At 62.2% G+C, this 21,376-nt stretch carries 18 protein-coding genes and 3 rRNA genes; 16 read left to right on the top strand and 5 right to left on the bottom strand.

From position 1 onward, the window contains the following. Positions 1-29 precede the first annotated feature (29 nt). The 10 genes from ACZY0B_RS15755 (at position 30) to ACZY0B_RS15800 (ending at position 8,406) form a co-directional block, all read left to right on the top strand. Positions 30-494: an ATP synthase subunit I gene (locus ACZY0B_RS15755; protein ID WP_463765069.1), complete on the top strand. Its 465-nt coding sequence runs from the start codon at positions 30-32 to the stop codon at positions 492-494. Then, positions 487-1,245, top strand: a complete 759-nt coding sequence (atpB, locus tag ACZY0B_RS15760) for a F0F1 ATP synthase subunit A (protein WP_463765070.1) — start codon at positions 487-489, stop codon at positions 1,243-1,245. Before ACZY0B_RS15755 ends, atpB begins: the two co-directional genes overlap by 8 nt. An 83-nt stretch (positions 1,246-1,328) precedes the next feature. Next, positions 1,329-1,574 carry a F0F1 ATP synthase subunit C gene (locus ACZY0B_RS15765; protein ID WP_090609504.1) on the top strand — a complete coding sequence of 82 codons (246 nt, stop codon included), beginning with the start codon at positions 1,329-1,331 and terminating at the stop codon, positions 1,572-1,574. Positions 1,575-1,583: 9 nt separating this feature from the next. Next, positions 1,584-2,093 (top strand): F0F1 ATP synthase subunit B, encoded by a 510-nt coding sequence (locus ACZY0B_RS15770; RefSeq protein WP_463765071.1) that lies wholly within the window; start codon positions 1,584-1,586, stop codon positions 2,091-2,093. Positions 2,094-2,099: 6 nt separating this feature from the next. Further along, a complete protein-coding gene (locus ACZY0B_RS15775; RefSeq protein ID WP_463765073.1) occupies positions 2,100-3,440 on the top strand; it encodes a F0F1 ATP synthase subunit B/delta in 1,341 nt (446 codons plus the stop codon). 44 nt (positions 3,441-3,484) lie between these two features. After that, entirely contained in the window at positions 3,485-5,158 is a 1,674-nt protein-coding gene (atpA, locus tag ACZY0B_RS15780; protein ID WP_463765074.1) for a F0F1 ATP synthase subunit alpha, read from the top strand. 6 nt (positions 5,159-5,164) lie between these two features. Continuing rightward, a complete protein-coding gene (locus ACZY0B_RS15785) occupies positions 5,165-6,085 on the top strand; it encodes a F0F1 ATP synthase subunit gamma (RefSeq protein WP_463765075.1) in 921 nt (306 codons plus the stop codon). A 24-nt stretch (positions 6,086-6,109) separates the two neighbouring features. After that, positions 6,110-7,561 carry a F0F1 ATP synthase subunit beta gene (gene atpD, locus ACZY0B_RS15790; RefSeq protein ID WP_463765076.1) on the top strand — a complete coding sequence of 484 codons (1,452 nt, stop codon included), beginning with the start codon at positions 6,110-6,112 and terminating at the stop codon, positions 7,559-7,561. Between the two features lie 29 nt (positions 7,562-7,590). Continuing rightward, positions 7,591-7,956, top strand: a complete 366-nt coding sequence (locus ACZY0B_RS15795) for a F0F1 ATP synthase subunit epsilon (protein ID WP_463765077.1) — start codon at positions 7,591-7,593, stop codon at positions 7,954-7,956. A 6-nt stretch (positions 7,957-7,962) separates the two neighbouring features. Next, positions 7,963-8,406: a DUF2550 domain-containing protein gene (locus tag ACZY0B_RS15800; protein WP_463765078.1), complete on the top strand. Its 444-nt coding sequence runs from the start codon at positions 7,963-7,965 to the stop codon at positions 8,404-8,406. Positions 8,407-8,431: 25 nt separating this feature from the next. Here the strand turns inward: ACZY0B_RS15800 and ACZY0B_RS15805 are convergent, their stop codons facing one another. Continuing rightward, positions 8,432-9,004, bottom strand: a complete 573-nt coding sequence (locus ACZY0B_RS15805) for a cob(I)yrinic acid a,c-diamide adenosyltransferase (protein WP_463765079.1) — start codon at positions 9,002-9,004, stop codon at positions 8,432-8,434. Between the two features lie 70 nt (positions 9,005-9,074). On the opposite strand from ACZY0B_RS15805, the gene murA reads away from it, so the two are divergent. The 4 genes from murA to rrf all read left to right on the top strand — a co-directional run bounded on the left by murA (position 9,075) and on the right by rrf (position 15,805). Next, entirely contained in the window at positions 9,075-10,328 is a 1,254-nt protein-coding gene (murA, locus tag ACZY0B_RS15810) for a UDP-N-acetylglucosamine 1-carboxyvinyltransferase (protein WP_463765080.1), read from the top strand. Between the two features lie 383 nt (positions 10,329-10,711). Further along, positions 10,712-12,230: ribosomal RNA gene (locus ACZY0B_RS15815) — 16S ribosomal RNA — on the top strand. 285 nt (positions 12,231-12,515) lie between these two features. Next, positions 12,516-15,602, top strand: a 23S ribosomal RNA gene (locus ACZY0B_RS15820). Between the two features lie 90 nt (positions 15,603-15,692). Beyond that, a 5S ribosomal RNA gene (gene rrf / locus ACZY0B_RS15825) occupies positions 15,693-15,805 on the top strand. The 16S, 23S and 5S rRNA genes sit together here, the layout of an rRNA operon. A gap of 46 nt (positions 15,806-15,851) precedes the next feature. Here the strand turns inward: rrf and ACZY0B_RS15830 are convergent. Both ACZY0B_RS15830 and ACZY0B_RS15835 read right to left on the bottom strand, forming a co-directional pair. After that, a complete protein-coding gene (locus ACZY0B_RS15830; RefSeq protein WP_463765081.1) occupies positions 15,852-16,343 on the bottom strand; it encodes a methylated-DNA--[protein]-cysteine S-methyltransferase in 492 nt (163 codons plus the stop codon). Next, the gene (locus ACZY0B_RS15835) at positions 16,340-17,827 is read right to left on the bottom strand and encodes an AlkA N-terminal domain-containing protein (RefSeq protein ID WP_463765082.1); all 1,488 of its coding nucleotides are present in this window, start codon (positions 17,825-17,827) and stop codon (positions 16,340-16,342) included. Before ACZY0B_RS15835 ends, ACZY0B_RS15830 begins: the two co-directional genes overlap by 4 nt. Before the next feature lie 112 nt (positions 17,828-17,939). Here ACZY0B_RS15835 and ACZY0B_RS15840 point away from each other — a divergent pair, with 112 nt between their 5' ends. Next, the gene (locus ACZY0B_RS15840; RefSeq protein ID WP_463765083.1) at positions 17,940-18,416 is read left to right on the top strand and encodes a VOC family protein; all 477 of its coding nucleotides are present in this window, start codon (positions 17,940-17,942) and stop codon (positions 18,414-18,416) included. On the opposite strand, the gene ACZY0B_RS15845 is transcribed toward ACZY0B_RS15840, so the two are convergent. Continuing rightward, positions 18,413-19,282, bottom strand: coding sequence for a LysR family transcriptional regulator (locus ACZY0B_RS15845; protein ID WP_463765084.1), 870 nt, complete (start codon positions 19,280-19,282; stop codon positions 18,413-18,415). The two genes, ACZY0B_RS15840 and ACZY0B_RS15845, sit on opposite strands and share 4 nt — an antisense overlap. A gap of 81 nt (positions 19,283-19,363) precedes the next feature. On the opposite strand from ACZY0B_RS15845, the gene ACZY0B_RS15850 reads away from it, so the two are divergent. Continuing rightward, positions 19,364-20,599 carry an MFS transporter gene (locus ACZY0B_RS15850; RefSeq protein ID WP_463765085.1) on the top strand — a complete coding sequence of 412 codons (1,236 nt, stop codon included), beginning with the start codon at positions 19,364-19,366 and terminating at the stop codon, positions 20,597-20,599. Here ACZY0B_RS15850 and ACZY0B_RS15855 read toward each other — a convergent pair. Beyond that, complete coding sequence (locus ACZY0B_RS15855; RefSeq protein WP_463765086.1) at positions 20,596-21,372, bottom strand: PIG-L deacetylase family protein; 777 nt, start codon at positions 21,370-21,372, stop codon at positions 20,596-20,598. The two genes, ACZY0B_RS15850 and ACZY0B_RS15855, sit on opposite strands and share 4 nt — an antisense overlap. Between the last annotated feature and the right edge of the window lie 4 nt (positions 21,373-21,376).

A 21,376-nucleotide genomic window follows, 5' to 3' on the forward strand; every position in this document is an offset into this window, starting at 1 on the left:
GCTTCATCAATCCGGAGTGAGGTGCTGCAGTGACGACACCAGCGCAGGACGCGCCGTTGGTGTTTCCCTCTGTTGCCTTCAATCCCGCCCGGCTCCTGGTGACGAGCGCTGCCATCACCGCGGTGGTGATAGCTGCCGCCGCTTTCTCCGGTCACCTGATGGTCGGAGTGTTCTTCGGCGTCGGATTGCTGCTGGGTTTGCTCAACGCCCTTTTGGTGCGTCGCTCGGTGGCATCGATCACCGCGAAAGAACATCCGATGAAAAGCACGATGGCGCTGAATTCAGCGGCACGACTGGCGATCATCACCGTCATCGGCTTGATCATCGCTTACATTTTCCGGCCCGCCGGCTTGGGCGTGGTGTTCGGCTTGGCCCTGTTCCAGGTGGTGTTGGTGCTGTCGACCGCACTGCCGGTATGGAAGAAACTGCGCGCCGGAGACTGGGCGGAGTCGGCAGCGGACGGAACGGAAAGAGGGAACACCAGCGATGACTGAGACGACGTTCCTGGCCGAGGGCGCAATCGAGGTCGGAGAGCACACCCACGCCACCTGGCTCGGGATGACCGTCAACACCGACACGATTCTGTCGACCGGGATCGCTGCCTTGGTCGTGCTCGCGTTGGCCTTCTACCTGCGCGCGAAGATCACCTCGACCGGCGTCCCCAGCGGCGTGCAGTTGTTCTGGGAGGCCATCACCGTTCAGATGCGCGACCAGATCGAAAGCGCCGTCGGGATGCGGATCGCGCCGTTCGTCTTGCCGCTGGCGGTCACCATCTTCATCTTCATCCTGGTCTCCAACTGGCTATCGGTGCTGCCGCTGCAGTACACCGACAAATCCGGGCGCACTACCGAGTTGCTCAGCTCGGCGGCCGCGGACATCAACTACGTGCTGGCCCTGGCCCTCTTCGTATTCGTCTCCTACCACGTGGCCGGCATCTGGCGCCGCGGCATCGTGGGACATCCGCTGGCGGTGCTCAAGGGCCACGTGGCGTTCCTGGCACCGATCAACCTGGTCGAAGAGCTCGCGAAGCCGATCTCGTTGTCGCTCCGACTTTTTGGCAACATCTTCGCCGGCGGCATCCTGGTCGCGCTCATCGCGCTCTTCCCGCCCTACATCATGTGGGCACCCAACGCGATCTGGAAGGCGTTCGACCTGTTCGTCGGTGCGATCCAGGCGTTCATCTTCTCGATTCTGACCATCTTGTACTTCAGCCAAGCCATGGAGCTCGAGGATCACCATGACTGAGATCACCGTGAATTGGCCCGAGCCACACACCATTACAGAAGCCTGGTAGACCGCTACCAGTTATAAGGAGGAAAAGAATGGCCCTGGACCCCCAAGTCGCTGCCGCTGCTCTCATCGGCGGTGGAATCATCATGGGCGGCGGCGCAATCGGTGCCGGTATCGGTGACGGTATTGCCGGTAACGCCCTGGTTGCGGGTATTGCCCGGCAACCCGAGGCACAAGGCCGGTTGTTCACGCCGTTCTTCATCACCGTCGGTCTGGTTGAGGCGGCCTACTTCATCAACCTGGCCTTCATGGCGCTGTTCGTCTTCGCTACCCCCGTCGGCTAGTTCGCTGTGATGGGTGATGCGAGCCGCAGCGTTCTGGCATCCAGCCAGTTAGCAGCAGAGGGGGGCAATAACTTTCTTGTCCCCAACGGCACTTTCTTCTTCGTGCTGGCGATCTTCCTGATCGTGCTGGCTGTCATCGGCACTTTTGTCGTGCCGCCGGTGATGAAGGTGTTGCGCGAACGCGACGCGATGGTCGCCAAGACCACCAGCGACAACAAGAAGGCGACCGAGCAGTTCGAAGCCGCCCAAGCGGATTACGAGAATGCCATGAGGGACGCCCGCGTCCAGGCGTCGTCGCTGCGCGACCACGCCCGGGCGGAAGGCCGTAAGGTCGTCGACGACGCGCGTGCCGGGGCCGAGCAGCAGGTGCTGGTGACATTGCAGCAAGCCGGCGAACAATTGAAGCGGGAACGCGACGCCGTGGAATTGGATCTGCGTGCCAACGTGGGGACCATGTCGGCGACCCTGGCCAGTCGAATCCTCGGCGTGGACGTCACTACCTCGGCCGCGACAAGGTAATCATCAATGTCGACATTTATTGGACAGCTGATCGGGTTCGCCGCCATCGTGTTTCTGGTGGTGCGTTATGTCGTGCCGCCAGTACGCAAGTTGATGGCCACTCGGCAGAATGTGGTGCGCCAACAGCTGGACGACGCGGCGAAGGCCGCCGAACGGCTCACTGAGTCGACGACTGCACATAGCAAGGCTGTGGAAGCGGCCAAATCGGACGCTGAGCGGGTCGTCGAAGAAGCCAAGGCAGACGCGGAACGGATTGCCGAACAGCTACAGGCCCAGGCCGAAATCGACGCGGAGCGCATCAGGGCACAGGGTGGGCGCCAGGCTGAACTGCTGCGGGCACAGCTGAGCCGTCAGCTCCGTCTGGAGCTCGGGCACGAATCTGTGCGCCAGGCAGAGGAATTGGTGCGCAACTACGTCGCAGAAGCGGCGCAGCAGTCGGCCACCGTCGACCGCTTCCTGGATGAGCTCGATGCCATGGCGCCGACGGCGGCGGAGGTCAAGTACCCCTTGATGGCGAAGTTCCGCTCAGCCAGTCGGCGGGCGCTGAAAAGTGTCACGGACCGGTTCGACGCCATAGCCAACGATCTTGACAATCCGGGACTGGAAAAGCTTGCTGCTGAGCTGGTTTCGGTTACCAAAATGCTGGACGACGAACTCGTCGTCACCCGGTATCTCACCCTGCCTTCCGAAGATGCCGCGCCCAGGGTCAGGTTGCTTGAGCGCTTGCTGTCCGGCAAAGTCGGCGATCCCACTCTGGAGTTGTTACGGATGGCCGTTTCGGAGCGGTGGTCTGCCAACGCGGATCTGGTCGACGCCGTCGAACACGTGGCGCGGCAAGCGTTGTTGGAAGTTGCCGCGCGCGAGGATCGGGTTGACGAGGTCGAAGACCAGTTGTTCCGGTTTGCTCGGATCCTTGAGGCGCAGCCGCGCCTTGCCGTCCTCTTGGGCGAGTACGGGGTTTCGGCCGAAGGCCGAGTCGGGTTGCTGCGCAATGTGCTCAGCAGCGCGACCGGCAGGAGCAACCGGATTACGAACGCGTTGCTGGCCCAGACAATTGAGCTGCTGAGAGGGCAGTCGGCTGACGCCGCCGTGATGTTCTTGGCTGAAGCGGCGGTGGCACGGCGCAACGAGGTTGTCGCGCAGGTGAGTGCGGCGGCCGAACCCAGTGATGCGCAGCGCACTCGCCTCACCGAGGTGCTCAGCCGCATCTATGGTCATCCCGTGGCCGTGCAGCTGCAGATCGACGCCGAGCTGCTGGGTGGGCTCCTGATCTCCGTGGGCGACGAAGTGATCGACGGGACCCTCTCGTCTCGTCTGACCGCGGCCGAGGCTCAACTGCCCGACTGAACACGAACTAGTCAGTTATAACCGAAGTAGGAAGACGAAAAGCTATGGCCGAGTTGACGATCTCCGCTGATGACATCCAGAGCGCGATCGAAGAGTATGTAGAGTCCTTCACCTCCGACACCTCCCGCGAGGAGGTCGGCACGGTCATCGATGCCGGAGACGGCATCGCGCACGTCGAGGGTTTGCCGTCGGTGATGACCCAGGAGCTGCTCGAATTCCCGGGCGGGGTCCTTGGCGTCGCCCTCAACCTCGACGAGCACAGCGTCGGCACGGTGATCCTCGGTGACTTCGAGAAGATCGAACAAGGCCAGCAGGTCAAGCGCACCGGCGAAGTCCTGTCGGTCCCCGTCGGCGACGCGTTTCTGGGGCGGGTGGTCAACCCGCTCGGCCAGCCGATCGACGGCGCCGGGGACATCGATGCCGAGACGCGCCGCGCACTGGAACTGCAGGCGCCGTCGGTGGTGCAGCGGCAGAGCGTCAAGGAGCCGCTGCAGACCGGAATCAAGGCCATCGACGCAATGACACCGATCGGCCGTGGCCAGCGTCAGCTGATCATCGGCGACCGCAAAACCGGTAAGACCACCGTCTGCGTCGACACGATCCTCAACCAGCGCCAGAACTGGGAGACCGGCGACGAGAAAAAGCAGGTGCGCTGCGTCTACGTGGCCATCGGGCAGAAGGGCACCACGATCGCCTCCGTCCGCCGAGTTCTGGAAGAGGGCGGCGCGATGGAATACACCACCATTGTCGCGGCACCAGCCTCGGATGCCGCAGGCTTCAAATGGCTTGCGCCGTACACCGGTTCGGCGATTGCTCAGCACTGGATGTACCAGGGTAAGCACGTGCTGATCGTCTTCGACGACCTGACCAAGCAGGCCGAGGCGTACCGCGCCATCTCGCTGCTGCTGCGTCGTCCGCCCGGCCGCGAAGCCTATCCCGGTGACGTGTTCTATCTGCACTCGCGGCTGTTGGAGCGATGCGGGAAACTCTCCGACGAACTCGGTGCCGGTTCGCTGACCGGTTTGCCGATCATCGAGACCAAGGCCAACGACATCTCGGCCTACATCCCGACCAACGTCATCTCGATCACCGACGGGCAGTGCTTCCTGGAGACAGACCTCTTCAACCAGGGTGTCCGGCCGGCCATCAACGTCGGTGTCTCGGTGTCCCGGGTCGGCGGCGCGGCGCAGATCAAGGCAATGAAAGAGGTGGCAGGAAGTCTCCGTTTGGACCTGTCGCAGTACCGCGAGTTGGAATCCTTCGCGGCCTTTGCTTCCGATTTGGACGCTACGTCGAAGGCGCAGTTGGAGCGTGGCGCGCGGTTGGTCGAGTTGCTCAAGCAGCCGCAAAACCAGCCGATGCCCGTCGAGGAGCAAGTGGTTTCCATGTTCCTGGGCACCGGCGGCCACGTGGACTCGGTGCCGGTCGAGGATGTCAGGCGGTTCGAAACCGAACTGCTGGACCACATCCGGGGCTCCGAAGAAAAGATCCTTGAAGAGATCCGCACGAGCCAGAAGCTCAGCGAGGAAAACGAGAACGCGCTCACCGAGGTCATCAATCACTTCAAGAAAGGCTTCGCGGCAACGGGCGGTGGGTCTGTCGTGCCCGACGAGCACGCCGAGGCCAAGGAAGACGAAGGCAAAGAATCGGTGAAGGTCAAAAAGCCTGAACCCAAGGACAAGGACACCAAAAACAAGTCCAAGAAGGACGCGAAGTAGCTAACGATGGCTGCCACACTTCGCGAACTACGCGGGCGGATCCGCTCCGCGGGCTCGATCAAGAAGATCACCAAGGCCCAGGAGTTGATCGCGACGTCGCGCCTTCCCAAGGCGCAGAATCGACTCGAATCCGCCCGGCCCTACGCCTTCGAGATCACCCGGATGCTCACCACCCTGGCCGACGAAGCCGCTCTGGACCATCCGTTGCTCGTCGAGCGCCCCGAACCGAAACGGGCCGGTGTCCTGGTGGTGTCGTCGGACCGCGGTTTGTGCGGCGCATACAACTCCGGCATTTTCCGTCGCTCCGAGCAGCTTTTCGCCCTGCTTCGGGACGAGGGAAAAGAACCCGTCCTTTACACGGTGGGTCGCAAGGCGCAGAACTATTACACGTTCCGGAACTGGGACATCGCCGCGTCGTGGTCGGGCTTCTCTGAGCAACCCCAGTACGAGAACGCCGCGGAGATCGGTTCGACCTTGGTGGATGCCTTCATGAAAGGCGCCGGGGATGACGACGATCAGCAGGCCGACGACGTTGCGGGCGTCGATGAACTGCACATCGTGTACTCGGAGTTCAAGTCGATGATGTCGCAGACGGCGGTGGCCCACCGGATGGCCCCCTTGGTCGTGGAATATGTCGAGGAAGACACCGGGCCACGCACCCTGTACTCGTTCGAGCCGGACGCGACGACGCTGTTCGAGGAGTTGCTCCCGCGCTACCTGACCACGCGGGTTTATGCGTCCATGCTCGAGTCCGCCGCATCGGAGCTGGCATCGCGTCAGCGGGCAATGAAATCGGCCACCGACAACGCCGACGACCTCATCAAGGCTCTGACGCTAGAGGCTAACCGCGAGCGGCAGGCCCAGATCACCCAGGAAATCAGCGAAATCGTCGGTGGCGCAAACGCGCTCGCCGACGCCGCTAAGTAGCCCCACAAGGAAGCGAAAAAGATTATGAGTGCTACTGCCGAGAAGACCGACAAGCCGACGAAGTCGGACACCAGCGGCCGCGTGGTACGAGTGACCGGGCCGGTCGTCGACGTCGAGTTCCCACGGGGTTCGGTCCCCGAGCTGTTCAACGCGCTGCACGCCGAGGTCACATTCGAGGAGCTCAAGAAGACCCTCACGTTGGAGGTGGCGAATCATCTCGGTGACAACTTGGTGCGCACCATCTCGATGCAGCCCACCGACGGCCTGGTGCGCGGCGTCGAGGTGATCGACACCGGTAATTCGATCACCGTGCCGGTCGGCGAGGAAGTCAAGGGCCACGTTTTCAATGCGCTGGGCTACTGCCTGGACAAGCCGGGATACGGCGAAGACTTCGAGCACTGGTCGATTCACCGTAAGCCGCCCGCATTCGAGGACCTCGAACCCCGCACCGAGATGCTCGAGACCGGACTGAAGGTGGTCGATCTCCTCACCCCTTATGTGCGCGGCGGCAAGATCGCCCTGTTCGGCGGTGCCGGCGTGGGCAAGACCGTGCTGATCCAGGAGATGATCAACCGCATCGCCCGTAACTTCGGTGGTACGTCGGTGTTCGCCGGCGTGGGCGAGCGCACCCGCGAGGGCAACGACCTCTGGGTCGAGCTCAAAGAAGCCGACGTGCTCAAGGACACCGCGCTGGTTTTCGGTCAGATGGACGAGCCGCCCGGTACCCGTATGCGAGTCGCGCTGTCCGCGCTGACGATGGCGGAGTGGTTCCGTGACGAAGCGGGCCAGGACGTGTTGTTGTTCATCGACAACATCTTCCGGTTCACCCAGGCCGGGTCAGAGGTGTCGACACTGCTCGGCCGGATGCCGTCGGCGGTGGGTTATCAGCCCACGCTGGCCGACGAGATGGGCGAGCTGCAGGAGCGGATCACCTCGACGCGAGGCAAGTCGATTACGTCCATGCAGGCCGTGTACGTGCCGGCTGACGACTACACCGACCCGGCGCCGGCGACGACGTTCGCCCACCTGGATGCCACCACTGAGCTGTCCCGTGGGGTGTTCTCCAAGGGCATCTTCCCCGCGGTGGACCCGCTCGCGTCCAGCTCCACCATCCTGGACCCCAGCGTCGTCGGTGATGAGCACTACCGCGTTGCGCAGGAAGTCATTCGAATCCTGCAGCGTTACAAGGACCTTCAGGACATCATCGCGATCCTCGGTATCGACGAGCTGTCCGAAGAGGACAAGCAGCTGGTCAACCGCGCTCGGCGTATTGAGCGGTTCCTCTCGCAGAACATGATGGCTGCCGAGCAGTTCACCGGTCAGCCGGGTTCGACGGTCCCGGTGAAGGAGACCATCGAGGCCTTCGACCGGTTGTCCAAGGGCGATTTCGACCATGTGCCCGAGCAGGCCTTCTTCCTGATCGGTGGCCTGGACGACCTGGCCAAGAAGGCCGAGACTCTTGGTGCCAAGCTCTAACTGCCGGCCGAGTCGAAAGGTGGTGTGGCATGGCTGAATTGAACGTCGAGATCGTTGCCGTCGACCGGAAGATCTGGTCGGGTGAGGCAACGTTCCTGTTCACCCGCACCACCGCCGGCGAGATCGGCATCCTGCCCCGGCATATCCCGCTGGTGGCCCAGTTGGTCGACGACGCCATGGTCCGCGTCGAGCGGGAAGGCGAAGACGATCTCCGAATCGCGGTTGATGGCGGGTTCCTTTCGGTGACCGAGGAGACTGTCACCGTGCTCGCCGAATCCGCCGAGTTCGAGTCGGAAATCGACGAGAGCGCCGCCAAGCAGGATTCCGAGTCCGACGATCCCCGCGTTGCCGCCAGGGGACGCGCCAGACTGCGCGCCGTCGGCGCGATCGACTAGCCGTCGATGAGCGCGCCCATGGTGGGCATGGTCGTGCTCGTCGTTGTGTTGGGGGCTGCCGTTCTGGCCCTGAGCTACCGGTTATGGAAGCTGCGGCAGGGCGGAACCGCGGGCATCATGCGCGATATCCCGGCGGTCGGAGGCCACGGCTGGCGGCACGGCGTGATCCGTTACCGCGGCGGCGAAGCGGCCTTCTATCGCCTGTCCAGCCTGCGCCTGTGGCCGGATCGCCGGCTTGGCCGGCGAGGTGTCGAGATCGTGGCCCGGCGCGCACCGCGTGGCGACGAGTTCGACATCATGACCAACGAGATCGTGGTGCTGGAGCTGCGCGATACGACGCAGGAACGTAGGTCGGGCTACGAAATCGCACTCGATCAGGGCGCGTTGACCGCGTTCTTGTCCTGGCTGGAGTCCCGTCCGTCGCCGCGCGCACGCCGTCGCAGCGTCTGACCAAAAGTGCTGTGGCTCAACCGTTTTAAGCGCCGCCACCCGGCTTCCACAGCACATCGCCGTCGGGATTGGCTGCCCGCGACAGGATGAAGAGCAAGTCCGACAACCGATTCAGATATTTCGCCGGCAGCACGTTGACGTCCGCTGGCGCTGAATGGACTGCGGCCCATGCCGATCGCTCGGCCCGGCGCACCACGGTGCGGGCGACGTGCAGCAGTGCCGACAGCGGCGAACCACCCGGCAGCACAAAGGAGTTCAGCGCCGGCAGGGGTTCGTTGTATTTGTCGCACCATCCTTCGAGGCGATCGATGTAGGACTGTGTGACTCGCAACGGAGGATACTTCGGGTTTTCCACTACCGGGGTGGACAGATCCGCACCGGCGTCGAACAGGTCGTTTTGGATCTGCCGCAACACGTCCGAGAGCTCGGAATCAGGCTGGCCCAAGGCGATGGCGACGCCGATCGCGGAGTTGGCCTCGTCACAGTCCGCGTACGCAACCAGCCGGGGATCGTTCTTCGAAACCCGCGAGAAGTCGCTCAATCCCGTGGTCCCGTCGTCGCCGGTCCGCGTATAAATACGGGTCAGGTGTACTGCCATGAACAAACCGTACTCGGCTAACTAGAGTGGCCGACTGACAAGCCGATACCGCTTCACTAGACTGACGCGGGTGGCTGAGCGATTCGTGGTGACCGGCGGTAACCGGTTATCCGGCGAAGTCGCAGTGGGGGGCGCCAAGAACAGCGTGCTCAAGCTGATGGCCGCGACCCTGCTGGCCGAAGGCACCAGCACCATTACCAACTGCCCCGACATCCTCGATGTGCCGTTGATGGCCGAGGTGCTGCGCGGCCTGGGCGCGACCGTCGAACTTGACGGCGATGTCGCCCGCATCACCTCACCTGACGAGCCGAAGTACGACGCCGACTTCGCGGCAGTGCGGCAGTTCCGCGCCTCGGTTTGCGTGCTGGGCCCACTGGTCGGCCGATGCAAGCGGGCCAAGGTCGCGCTGCCCGGTGGGGACGCGATCGGATCGCGTCCGCTGGACATGCACCAGGCGGGCCTGCGACAGCTGGGTGCGCACTGCAACATCGAGCACGGCTGCGTGGTGGCCCACGCAGACACGTTGCGCGGCGCGGAAATTCAGCTGGAATTCCCCTCGGTGGGAGCTACCGAGAACATCCTGATGGCCGCCGTCGTCGCCGAGGGTGTCACCACGATCCACAACGCGGCGCGCGAACCCGATGTGGTCGATCTGTGCAACATGCTCAACCAGATGGGTGCCCAGGTCGAAGGTGCCGGTTCGCCGACCATGACCATCACCGGCGTCCCGCGCCTTTACCCCACCGAACACCGGGTGATCGGCGACCGCATCGTGGCCGCCACCTGGGGGATCGCCGCTGCCATTACCCGCGGCGACATCTCGGTGACTGGTATCGATCCGGCGCATCTTCAGGTGGTGCTGCACAAACTGCACGACGCGGGTGCCACCGTCACCCAGACGGACAACAGCTTCCGCGTCACCCAGTACGAGCGCCCGAAGGCCATGAACGTTGCGACGTTGCCGTTCCCCGGTTTTCCGACGGATTTGCAGCCGATGGCGATCGCGCTCGCGTCGATCTCCGACGGCACCTCGATGATCACGGAGAACGTGTTCGAGGCACGCTTCCGATTCGTCGAAGAGATGATCCGGCTGGGCGCCGACGCCCGCACCGATGGGCATCATGCGGTGGTGCGGGGGCTCCCGCAACTTTCCAGCGCCCCGGTCTGGTGTTCGGACATCCGGGCCGGCGCCGGCCTGGTGCTCGCCGGGCTGGTCGCCGACGGCGACACCGAGGTCCACGACGTCTTTCACATCGATCGCGGCTACCCGTTGTTCGTGGAAAACCTGGCGATTTTGGGAGCGGAGATCGAGCGGGTACAGTAACCAAAGTCAGTGCCCCACAGGCGCGGTCACCTCTCGAAGGAGACCGAGACCGAGGCCTTGACTCCCTCGCCGGAACAGTACTAACCTGGCACGGCTGCCCCTGCAGCGGTCACCACGATCGCAAAAACTTGGGGGTTGACGCCTCTGCCGGATTCGTATTAAGCTGGTAGGGTTGCCCCGAAGCGGGCGAAACAAGCAAGAGTGTTGTTTGAGAACTCAATAGTGTGTTTGGTGTTTTTGTTTGTTGTTGTTTTTTTGACCACACCGTAAACACTCCCCGTGTGATGGGTGTGGTCGTTTTATTTTGATGCCAGTTTTTGGTGTCTTTTTGTTAGGTCAGATTTTCTCTGATTGTAAATTCACCTCGTTTATCGAGGAGTTTTTGTTTGGAGAGTTTGATCCTGGCTCAGGACGAACGCTGGCGGCGTGCTTAACACATGCAAGTCGAACGGAAAGGCCTCTTCGGAGGTACTCGAGTGGCGAACGGGTGAGTAACACGTGGGTAATCTGCCCTGCACTTCGGGATAAGCCTGGGAAACTGGGTCTAATACTGAATATGACCACGAGACGCATGTCTTGTGGTGGAAAGCTTTTGCGGTGTGGGATGGGCCCGCGGCCTATCAGCTTGTTGGTGGGGTGATGGCCTACCAAGGCGACGACGGGTAGCCGGCCTGAGAGGGTGTCCGGCCACACTGGGACTGAGATACGGCCCAGACTCCTACGGGAGGCAGCAGTGGGGAATATTGCACAATGGGCGCAAGCCTGATGCAGCGACGCCGCGTGGGGGATGACGGCCTTCGGGTTGTAAACCTCTTTCAGCAGGGACGAAGCGCAAGTGACGGTACCTGCAGAAGAAGCACCGGCCAACTACGTGCCAGCAGCCGCGGTAATACGTAGGGTGCGAGCGTTGTCCGGAATTACTGGGCGTAAAGAGCTCGTAGGTGGTTTGTCGCGTTGTTCGTGAAAACCGGGGGCTTAACCCTCGGCGTGCGGGCGATACGGGCAGACTGGAGTACTGCAGGGGAGACTGGAATTCCTGGTGTAGCGGTGGAATGCGCAGATATCAGGAGGAACACCGGTGGCGAAGGCGGGTCTCTGGGCAGTAACTGACGCTGAGGAGCGAAAGCGTGGGGAGCGAACAGGATTAGATACCCTGGTAGTCCACGCCGTAAACGGTGGGTACTAGGTGTGGGTTTCCTTCCTTGGAATCCGTGCCGTAGCTAACGCATTAAGTACCCCGCCTGGGGAGTACGGCCGCAAGGCTAAAACTCAAAGGAATTGACGGGGGCCCGCACAAGCGGCGGAGCATGTGGATTAATTCGATGCAACGCGAAGAACCTTACCTGGGTTTGACATGCACAGGACGCCGGCAGAGATGTCGGTTCCCTTGTGGCCTGTGTGCAGGTGGTGCATGGCTGTCGTCAGCTCGTGTCGTGAGATGTTGGGTTAAGTCCCGCAACGAGCGCAACCCTTGTCTCATGTTGCCAGCGGGTAATGCCGGGGACTCGTGAGAGACTGCCGGGGTCAACTCGGAGGAAGGTGGGGATGACGTCAAGTCATCATGCCCCTTATGTCCAGGGCTTCACACATGCTACAATGGCCGGTACAAAGGGCTGCGATGCCGCAAGGTTAAGCGAATCCTTTTAAAGCCGGTCTCAGTTCGGATCGGGGTCTGCAACTCGACCCCGTGAAGTCGGAGTCGCTAGTAATCGCAGATCAGCAACGCTGCGGTGAATACGTTCCCGGGCCTTGTACACACCGCCCGTCACGTCATGAAAGTCGGTAACACCCGAAGCCAGTGGCCTAACCTTTTGGAGGGAGCTGTCGAAGGTGGGATCGGCGATTGGGACGAAGTCGTAACAAGGTAGCCGTACCGGAAGGTGCGGCTGGATCACCTCCTTTCTAAGGAGCACCACGAGAAACACTCCAATTGGTGGGGTGTGAGCCGTGAGGGGTTCTCGTCTGTAGTGGACGAGGGCTGGGTGCACAACAGCAGATAAATCGCCAGACACACTATTGGGCCCTGAGACAACAGTCGGGCGCAAAGCCCCGAGTGCTGTCCCTCCATCTTGGTGGTGGGGTGTGGTGTTTGAGTATTGCATAGTGGTTGCGAGCATCTAAATGAATGCGTTGCCGGCAACGGTTGCGTGTTCGTTTTGTGTAATTTTTTTCTTTTGGTTTTTGTGTTTGTAAGTGTTTAAGGGCACATGGTGGATGCCTTGGCATCGAGAGCCGATGAAGGACGTAGGAGGCTGCGATAAGCCTCGGGGAGCTGTCAACCGAGCGTTGATCCGAGGATTTCCGAATGGGGAAACCCAGCACGAGTTATGTCGTGTTACCCGTATCTGAATATATAGGGTGCGGGAGGGAACGCGGGGAAGTGAAACATCTCAGTACCCGTAGGAAAAGAAAACAAAAGTGATTCCGCTAGTAGTGGCGAGCGAACGCGGAACATGGCTAAACCGCATGCATGTATAACCGGGTAGGGGTTGTGTGTGCGGGGTTGTGGGATTGATATGTCTCAGCTCTACCTGGCCGAGGGGCAGTCAGAAAGTGTTGTGGTTAGCGGAAGTGGCCTGGGATGGCCTGCCATAGACGGTGAGAGCCCGGTACGCGAAAACCCGGCACCTGCCTTGTATCAATTCCCGAGTAGCAGCGGGCCCGTGAAATCTGCTGTGAATCTGCCGAGACCACTCGGTAAGCCTAAATACTTCTCGATGACCGATAGCGGACTAGTACCGTGAGGGAATGGTGAAAAGTACCCCGGGAGGGGAGTGAAATAGTACCTGAAACCGTGTGCCTACAATCCGTCAGAGCCTCCTTGTGGGGTGATGGCGTGCCTTTTGAAGAATGAGCCTGCGAGTCAGGGACATGTCGCAAGGTTAACCCGTGTGGGGTAGCCGCAGCGAAAGCGAGTCTGAATAGGGCGCTTGAGTGGCATGTTCTGGACCCGAAGCGGAGTGATCTACCCATGGCCAGGGTGAAGCGCGGGTAAGACCGCGTGGAGGCCCGAACCCACTTAGGTTGAAGACTGAGGGGATGAGCTGTGGGTAGGGGTGAAAGGCCAATCAAACTCCGTGATAGCTGGTTCTCCCCGAAATGCATTTAGGTGCAGCGTTACGTGTTTCACCACGGAGGTAGAGCTACTGGATGGCCAATGGGCCCTACTAGGTTACTGACGTCAGCCAAACTCCGAATGCCGTGGTGTATAGCGTGGCAGTGAGACGGCGGGGGATAAGCTCCGTACGTCGAAAGGGAAACAGCCCAGATCGCCGGCTAAGGCCCCTAAGCGTGTGCTAAGTGGAAAAGGATGTGCAGTCGCAGAGACAACCAGGAGGTTGGCTTAGAAGCAGCCACCCTTGAAAGAGTGCGTAATAGCTCACTGGTCAAGTGATTGTGCGCCGATAATGTAGCGGGGCTCAAGCACACCGCCGAAGCCGCGGCAACCGCAAGGTTGGGTAGGGGAGCGTCCCTCATGCAGCGAAGCTGTCGGGTGACCGATGGTGGAGCGTGGGGGAGTGAGAATGCAGGCATGAGTAGCGATTAGGCAAGTGAGAACCTTGCCCGCCGAAAGACCAAGGGTTCCTGGGCCAGGCCAGTCCGCCCAGGGTGAGTCGGGACCTAAGGCGAGGCCGACAGGCGTAGTCGATGGACAACGGGTTGATATTCCCGTACCCGTGTATGAGCGTCCCTGACGAATCCGTTCTGCTAACCACCCAAATGGTGGTCTATCAATCCCTTCGGGGTGCGAGGACTGCCGGCTGCGTGGGACCCGGATGGGTAGTAGTCAAGCGATGGGGTGACGCAGGAAGGTAGCCGTACCAGTCAGTGGTAATACTGGGGCAAGCCTGTAGGGAGAGCGATAGGCAAATCCGTCGCTCATATTCCTGAGAGGTGATGCATAGCCGATTGAGGCGAATTCGGTGATCCTCAGCTGCCAAGAAAAGCCTCTAGCGAGCGCATACATGGCCCGTACCCCAAACCAACACAGGTGGTCAGGTAGAGAATACCAAGGCGTACGAGATAACTATGGTTAAGGAACTCGGCAAAATGCCCCCGTAACTTCGGGAGAAGGGGGGCCGGCTTACCGTGAACAGCCTTGCGCTGCGAGCGGGAACCGGCCGCAGAAACCAGTGGGAAGCGACTGTTTACTAAAAACACAGGTCCGTGCGAAGTCGCAAGACGATGTATACGGACTGACGCCTGCCCGGTGCTGGAAGGTTAAGAGGACCCGTTAACTCGTAAGGGTGAAGCGGAGAATTTAAGCCCCAGTAAACGGCGGTGGTAACTATAACCATCCTAAGGTAGCGAAATTCCTTGTCGGGTAAGTTCCGACCTGCACGAATGGCGTAACGACTTCCCAACTGTCTCAACCATAGACTCGGCGAAATTGCACTACGAGTAAAGATGCTCGTTACGCGCGGCAGGACGAAAAGACCCCGGGACCTTCACTACAACTTGGTATTGGTGTTCGGTACTGTTTGTGTAGGATAGGTGGGAGACTGTGAAACTCTAACGCCAGTTAGAGCGGAGTCGTTGTTGAAATACCACTCTGACCGTATTGGACACCTAACTTCGAACCCTTATCGGGTTCAGGGACAGTGCCTGGCGGGTAGTTTAACTGGGGCGGTTGCCTCCTAAAATGTAACGGAGGCGCCCAAAGGTTCCCTCAACCTGGACGGCAATCAGGTGTTGAGTGTAAGTGCACAAGGGAGCTTGACTGCGAGACCTACAAGTCAAGCAGGGACGAAAGTCGGGACTAGTGATCCGGCACCCCCGAGTGGAAGGGGTGTCGCTCAACGGATAAAAGGTACCCCGGGGATAACAGGCTGATCTTCCCCAAGAGTCCATATCGACGGGATGGTTTGGCACCTCGATGTCGGCTCGTCGCATCCTGGGGCTGGAGCAGGTCCCAAGGGTTGGGCTGTTCGCCCATTAAAGCGGCACGCGAGCTGGGTTTAGAACGTCGTGAGACAGTTCGGTCTCTATCCGCCGCGCGCGTCAGAAACTTGAGGAAACCTGTCCCTAGTACGAGAGGACCGGGACGGACGAACCTCTAGTGCACCAGTTGTCCCACCAGGGGCACCGCTGGATAGCTACGTTCGGACAGGATAACCGCTGAAAGCATCTAAGCGGGAAACCTTCTCCAAGATCAGGTTTCTCACCCTTTTAGAGGGATAAGGCCCCCCGCAGACCACGGGATTGATAGGCCAGACCTAGAAGCTCAGTAATGAGTGCAGGGAACTGGCACTAACCGGCCGAAAACTTACCAACACAACTCGCAACCACTATTCTTTCGCGGCTTATAGTCGTGCTGAATACCACACCCCCCATCAATACACTTGAATGAAAAATAAATAGAGTTACGGCGGCCACAGCGACAGGGAAACGCCCGGTCCCATTCCGAACCCGGAAGCTAAGCCTGTCAGCGCCAATGATACTGCCCGATCGGGTGGAAAAGTAGGACACCGCCGAACATACACAAAAACACCCCCTGCAAAGGGGGTGTTTTTGCATTCAGAATTAGTCGAATAGCGTTAAATTCAACCGTTGATTCTCCAATTCGAGCAGCGACCGCTTTCGCGCGATTCCGCCGCCGAAGCCAGTGAGGCTTCCATTGGCGCCAATGACGCGGTGGCAGGGAACGACGATAGCGATCGGATTGTGGCCGTTGGCCAATCCGACCGCGCGTGCGGCGCCAGGCGCCCCGATCTGTTCGGCGATCTCTCCATACGATCGGGTTTCGCCGTACGGAATCGTCAGCAGCGCCTTCCACACTCGTCGCTGGAATTCGGTACCCCGCAGATCGAGTTCCACATCGAAATCTGTGAGCTCGCCGGCGAAATACGCCACGAGTTGGTCGACGGCCGCGTCGAACGCTTCCGGGTTCGGCGACCAGTCGGCGCGGCTCGGTTCATAGGTCTGATCGACCATCCGCAGATTGGTCAACACCGAGCCGCGGCCGGCCAGGGTGAGCAACCCGATCGGACTGTCGATGGTGCGGTACTGGATCATGCGACCTCCTGTGGCGGCCAATGGTTTACCGGGTGCTCGAGGGTGGTCCACAAGTGTTGGGTGGCATACGAGCGCCAGGGGCGCCAAAGTGCGCTGTGCTCAATGAGTTTTCGTTGGTCCATCGGTAAGCCCAGCTGTTTGGCGGCGAGTTGCAGCCCAAGGTCGCTGGCGGGAAAGGCGTCCGGGTCGCCGAGGCCGCGCATCGCGATCACCTCTGCGGTCCAGGGGCCGACGCCCGGCAGGGCCAGCAGTTGGGTACGCGCGCTGTTCCAGTCGCTTCCGGCGTCCAGGACCACGCTGCCATCGATCAGGCCGGCGACGAGCGTACGCATCGTCCGTTGCCGGGCCTTGGGGACCGCGAGATGAATGGGATCGATCTCGGCGAGTTGTTCGACCGATGGGAAGGTATGCGTCAGTGCACCTTCGGGGTCGTGGACCGGTTGACCGTAAGCAGCGACCAACCGGCCGACGTGGGTTCTCGCGGCCTTCATCGATACCTGTTGACCCAGTACCGCGCGCACCGCGAGTTCGGCCTCGTCGACCCCGCGGGGAATCCGCTGTCCCGGCGCCTTGGCCACCACGGGGGCCAGGAGCGGGTCGCGACTCAGCGTGTCCACGATCGCTTCCGGGTCGGCGTCGAGGTCGAGCAGCCGCCGGCAGCGGGCGATCGCGGTCGTGAGATCGCGGAAATCGTCGAGTACGAGCAGACAGCGGACGTGATCGACGGCCGGTGTCAGCGCGACCACGGCGTTGCCGACGGGAAGCCGCAGGCTGCGCCGATACGTGCCGTCGCGCACTTCCTCGCAGCCGGGGACCGCGCCGGCGGCCAGATGGCCGAACACGCCCTCATAGGCGAACGGCGTGCGCACCGGCAGCCGAAGGCACACTGTCCCAGGCGAAGTCGTGTCGGACCCGAATCGTGCCGCCGCGCGTTTGCGCAAGGCGGTCGGTGTGCTTTCGAACACCAGGCGCACGGTGTCGTTGAACTGGCGGATGCTGGAGAAGCCGGCGGCGAACGCGACGTCGCCGAACGGCAGGGCCGTGGTCTCGATCAGCAGTCGGGCGGTCTGGCCTCGTTGTGCGCGAGCCAGCGCGAGCGGACCGGCGCCGACCTCGGCCTGCAAAAGCCGCTCCAACTGTCGGGTGGTGTACCCGAGGTGGGCGGCCAGTCCGGCCACGCCGTCGCGGTCGACCGTGCCGTCGGCGATGAGCCGCATGGCCCGCGCAACGACGTCGCCGCGCACATTCCACGCGGGCGAACCCGGAGAGGCGTCGGGGCGACATCGCTTGCACGCGCGGAAACCCGCCCGCTGCGCGGCCGCCGCGGTCGGTAAGAACCGCACGTTGCGCGCGAACGGCGGGCGGACCGGGCAACTGGGCCGGCAGTAGATCCGGGTGGTCAGCACCGCGGTGACGAACCAGCCGTCGAACCGGGCGTCCTTGGATTGGACCGCTCGGTAGCAGCGTTCGAAATCGTCGTGCACGCTTCCACAGTTACACCCGACTGCCGACAAGACTGGCGGAAAAGCGACATGATGGTGGGCCGGCCCGCGCATCCGCGACCCCCAAACCGCCGATCGTCCCGAAGGAGCCCGCATGACCGAGCCGAGACCCATCGCGGTCGAGAACTTCTCCCATGTCTGCATCGGCGTCTCCGACATGGACAAGGCTTTGGCGTTCTACACCGCGGTGCTGGGTATCGACGTCGTCTTCGATGTCGAACTCGACGGCGCCGGACTCGATGCCGTGACCGGTGGCGCCGCACAGAAAGGCCGTATGGTCGGCGGACTGATCGGGGGAGCGATGGTCGAATTGCTCTTTCTGGGCGATGTTCCGGCCAGCCCTGCCGGCCCCCACCGCGGCTACACCAACATCTCGTTTCGCGTCGCCGACCTCGACTACACCTACGAAACCCTGGGGCGTCAGCATCCCGAGGTGCGGACCGAGCCGGCCGTCGATATCGGAGGTGTGCGAATGTTCTTCGTCTACGACCCCGATGACACACCCATCGAGATTCTCGAGCTGCCCGCAGGTGCGCGCACCACGGTCGAGCTTTGGCGGCCCGATACCTAGGTGGTCACGGCGGAAGCGACGAAGTCCCGGGCAGCACGGGACAATGGTCGAGCCGAATCCCAGATCATCCCGATGTCGCGGTAGGCGTCGGCGTCGGCCAGGCGCAGCACGCTGACCCCGGGTGCACGCTCGCTGCCGTCGATCGGCGTCAGGCTGATGCCCAGACCCGCGGATACCAGCCCGGCCGTCGTAGTCAGGTTTGCCGATTCCAGCACGATGCGTGGCTGGAATTGCGCTGCGGCACAAAGCTCATCGAACAGTTGTCGCATGCCGAATCCCGGATGCATGGTGACGAAAGGTTCGTCGGTGAGATCTGTCATGGACACCGTTGCGACTCCCGCCAGCCGGTGGCCGTGCGGGACGGCGACGCCCAGGCGCTGACGAAACAGGCTGCGCCAAGCCAGATTTGGCGTTTTCGGCCGCGGCGACACCACTCCGACGTCGATGAACCCGGCCAGCGCGCGATCGTTGATCGCCTCGGTGGCCCCCTCCTCGAGCGTGAACGTCACGCGTGGTGACGTCTGCGTGAACGCCGCGATCAAACGGGGCACGACGATCGATCCGAAGGAACTCAAGAAGCCAAGTCGGATCTCCCCGGCGGCGGGATTGCTCAGGTCCTCGATTTCGCGCCGGGCCGAATCGAGCTCCAACTGGGCCCGGCGCGCGTGCTCGTAGAAGATCCGCCCGCAGGTGCTCAGCGACAGTCGTCGGCCACGGCGATCGAACAGTGTCACCCCGAGTCGGCGTTCCAGGCGCGCCAGCATCCGAGTCAGTGTCGGCTGCCCGATATGAAGTTGTTGAGCCGCCGCCGTCACATGTTGCAGCTCCGCGAGTGTGAGGAACCACTCGTAATCGCCATCGGCCATGACCGCCACCTATGCTTATGCCGTAATTGCATTATAGATCCGGCAATAATTCATTTCCGATTCGGCGAGCCGGCGCGCAGCATGATTGCCATGCCCCACCTCGCCGCGACTCCCGCCGCGCACCACGCCGGCAGCAGCGGATATAAGCGAGTGACCACGGCACTGTGCGGTGCGGGGCTGGCCAGCTTCGCCGCGATGTACTGCACGCAGGCGCTGCTCCCTGCCCTATCGGCGTACTACCGGATATCGCCGGCCACCTCGGCGCTGACCGTCTCGCTCACCACCGGAATGCTGGCGCTGTCCATCGTCCCGGCAAGCGTGCTCTCCGAGCGCTACGGGCGCATCACCGTGATGCTGATCTCGGGGATCACCTCCAGCGTGATCGGATTACTGCTGCCGTTCAGTCCCACGCTGGGCGTTCTGCTGGTCGGACGGGCGGCCCAGGGCGTCGCGCTCGCCGGGATACCCGCCGTCGCGATGGCGTTTCTGGCCGAGGAAGTGCATGCGTCCTCGTTGGGATCGGCGATGGGACGCTACATCGCCGGGACGACGATCGGTGGCTGCGCGGGGCGCATCGTCCCGGCGCTGGTGCTCGGGGTCAGCAACTGGCGGGTCGCGCTATTGGTGTGCTCGTTGGCGACGCTGGTCGCCACGCTGGTGTTCGCCCTGCTCGTGCCCCGGTCCCAGTTCTTTACCCCGAAGACGGTGAGCGTGCGTGTGACGGCGCAGACCCTTCTCGCGCATCTGCGAAATCCGGTGTTGCTGAAGCTTTTTACCTTGGCCTTCACGATGATGGGTGGATTCGTCACCGTGTACAACTACCTCGGCTATCGGCTGGCCGCCGCGCCGTTCGGGCTGGCGCCGTCGATCGTGGGACTGTTGTTCCTGCTGTACCTGGTGGGCACCTGGACCTCGGTCGTGGGCGGACGGCTCGCCGACCGTAGGGGGCGCGCGCTGGTGCTCGGTGGCGCCTTACCGATCACGGTGGTAGGCCTGTTGCTGACACTTCCGAATGCATTGCCCGTGATCGTGTTCGGTACCGCCGTGTTCACCGGCGGATTCTTCGCCGCGCACGCGGTGGCCAGTGGATGGGTGGGCGCCGTCGCGCGCCGGGACCGTGCCGAGGCGTCGGCGCTGTACCTGTTCAGCTACTACCTCGGCGGGTCGGTGGCCGGGGTGTTCGGCGGGCTCGTCTACAGCGCGGGCGGCTGGCCGGCCACGGCCTGGTTCGTGGGAACGCTGCTGATCTTCGCCCTGCTGCTGACGGCATCGCTGGTGAAAGATGCTGTGCCGGTTCGGGTTCGCAGTTTGTCCTAGAGATCGAGGATGCTTCTGTGCACGGTGCCCGGCGGCGCCTCCGGATCGACGAACCATTCGTGGCCGAAGACCAGTCCGAACACCTGGGGCGGCAGCAGCATCAGTAGCCCGAACAAACGCGCGCCCCGCCCGCCGCCGATTTGTGAGCGATGGGCCGCGAACGCATCTCGTTTCTGTCGTGCGAACTTACGGACGTCGATCCGGTGGGTGATCGTTGCTCGCGGGGCATACGCGGTGCGCACCGTGTCGGAATCGTAGGGTGCCGGAAGCCGCAGCAGGCGAAAGAGATTGCCGATGCGGCGCAGTAATTCGCGTGGCATCGTCACCTCGAGGACCCGCGGGGTCGCGGCCAACTCGGCGGCACGCTTGCCGACGTGATGGACCTGCACGTGATCACGGTGGCCGTAACCGCCGTTGCGCTGGTAGCTCAGCAGCAGTTGTGCGTCCTCGTCGCGAAGGATGGCGGCCAGTTGCTGTGCCGCCGCTTCGATCTCGGCCCGCGCGAACCTGACCCGGCCGGGCGGATCCGGGTAGAAGACGGGTCCGAAGCCACTGTCGGCGTAGCCAAGACACTCCACCCGATGCACACCGAGAATGCCGGCGCTCGAGCGCAATTCACCCATTCGCGTGTCGTCGGGCTCGTCGCCCACGCGTCCGTCGGTTGCAGTGACGAGGATTACCCGATGCCCCGCTGCCACCGCCCCGGCGAGCGTGCCGCCGGTGAGAATCACCTCGTCGTCGGGGTGCGCGTGAAAGGCGACGAGTGTGGCCAAGAAA

The sequence above is a fragment of the Mycobacterium sp. IDUB_19 genome (genome assembly GCF_055419445.1).

Bases quoted from the DNA above. Each gene is read 5' to 3' on its own strand.
- atpB (WP_463765070.1), top strand. From the start codon at position 487: ATGACTGAGACGACGTTCCTGGCCGAGGGCGCAATCGAGGTCGGAGAG.
- ACZY0B_RS15770 (WP_463765071.1), top strand. From the start codon at position 1,584: ATGGGTGATGCGAGCCGCAGCGTTCTGGCATCCAGCCAGTTAGCAGCA.
- ACZY0B_RS15775 (WP_463765073.1), top strand. From the start codon at position 2,100: ATGTCGACATTTATTGGACAGCTGATCGGGTTCGCCGCCATCGTGTTT.
- atpA (WP_463765074.1), top strand. From the start codon at position 3,485: ATGGCCGAGTTGACGATCTCCGCTGATGACATCCAGAGCGCGATCGAA.
- ACZY0B_RS15785 (WP_463765075.1), top strand. From the start codon at position 5,165: ATGGCTGCCACACTTCGCGAACTACGCGGGCGGATCCGCTCCGCGGGC.
- atpD (WP_463765076.1), top strand. From the start codon at position 6,110: ATGAGTGCTACTGCCGAGAAGACCGACAAGCCGACGAAGTCGGACACC.
- ACZY0B_RS15795 (WP_463765077.1), top strand. From the start codon at position 7,591: ATGGCTGAATTGAACGTCGAGATCGTTGCCGTCGACCGGAAGATCTGG.
- ACZY0B_RS15800 (WP_463765078.1), top strand. From the start codon at position 7,963: ATGAGCGCGCCCATGGTGGGCATGGTCGTGCTCGTCGTTGTGTTGGGG.
- ACZY0B_RS15805 (WP_463765079.1), bottom strand. From the start codon at position 9,004: ATGGCAGTACACCTGACCCGTATTTATACGCGGACCGGCGACGACGGG.
- ACZY0B_RS15830 (WP_463765081.1), bottom strand. From the start codon at position 16,343: ATGATCCAGTACCGCACCATCGACAGTCCGATCGGGTTGCTCACCCTG.
- ACZY0B_RS15840 (WP_463765083.1), top strand. From the start codon at position 17,940: ATGACCGAGCCGAGACCCATCGCGGTCGAGAACTTCTCCCATGTCTGC.
- ACZY0B_RS15845 (WP_463765084.1), bottom strand. From the start codon at position 19,282: ATGGCCGATGGCGATTACGAGTGGTTCCTCACACTCGCGGAGCTGCAA.
- ACZY0B_RS15850 (WP_463765085.1), top strand. From the start codon at position 19,364: ATGATTGCCATGCCCCACCTCGCCGCGACTCCCGCCGCGCACCACGCC.